Origin of the sequence: Corynebacterium sp. HMSC076D02 (genome assembly GCF_001813815.1) — a bacterium.
Taxonomy (GTDB): domain Bacteria; phylum Actinomycetota; class Actinomycetes; order Mycobacteriales; family Mycobacteriaceae; genus Corynebacterium; species Corynebacterium simulans.
In genome coordinates this window covers 1-872 of record NZ_KV814007.1, presented here as the reverse complement: position 1 = coordinate 872, position 872 = coordinate 1, and the positions used below count along the sequence as shown (strand labels likewise).

At 57.3% G+C, this 872-nt stretch carries 1 protein-coding gene; it reads right to left on the bottom strand.

Features of this window, described 5'->3' with window-relative positions:
• Positions 1-122: 122 nt before the first annotated feature.
• Positions 123-872: ATP-binding protein (locus HMPREF2935_RS00005; RefSeq protein ID WP_246817741.1), on the bottom strand; the 750-nt coding region annotated here is incomplete at its 5' end.

Genomic DNA, 872 nt, shown 5'->3' with positions numbered 1-872 from the left:
TGCTGAGAGCGGCTTGTTGGTAGGGGTGTTGCGGAACGGTGGTAGGGCTGGATTCCGACTAGGTGGTAGGGCCGGGCCGCTGGCCCTGTTGGGGCCAGCGGCCGGGCTTCTAATCCGATCGACTACTCGTTGGCGCCATATGTGGCGCTTGCCAGGTGTTGGCGCATGTCGTAGTCGCCGAGTTCGATGCGCTGTCCGGCATTGAGTCTGCTGACCAGTGAGTCCGCGCCGATGGGGTCGGGTAGTTTCTTCACCCAGTAGGCGGCGGTTGTCTGGGAGACGATGATGGTCGGCAGTCTGCCGTCGCGGTCGAATATGATCTTGGTTAGGTCTTCTTGTCCGCGCTGGTTGATTCCTATGGTCAGGAAATCATCGAGGATGAGTACATCAATGTTTTGTAGCTTGCGCATTTTAGCTACATAGCGTTCATCTGCTGGCAGGAAGGCCCCTAATTCATCGACGAGCTGATCCAGCCGGTAGTACGCGACACTGTATTCAGCCTGGCAAGCAGCAATACCGATAGCGCAGGCGATGTAGGTTTTACCCGCACCGGTGGGCGCTAGGACGTGCACATTGGAAGGTTCGTCGCGCCAGGGTGTTGCGGCTAGTCGTTTGAGCTGGCGTAGATTCAACCCTCGTTCATCTGGGTTGATCAGCTCGGCGAGTGTTGCTCCCGGATAGCGGAATTTCGCCTGGGTGATGGCTTTTGCGATGTTGGTTTGCCGGCGCTTGGCCGCGGTTTCTTCCACGGCTTTGAGGAAGATTTCCTCCGGTAGAGCGGTGTTGGCGTCATCGGCGGCGACTAGGTCGAAAAAGATATCAGCGAAGGTGGAAAGACGCAGTTTACGCAGTGTAGCTCGGATGTCATCGTC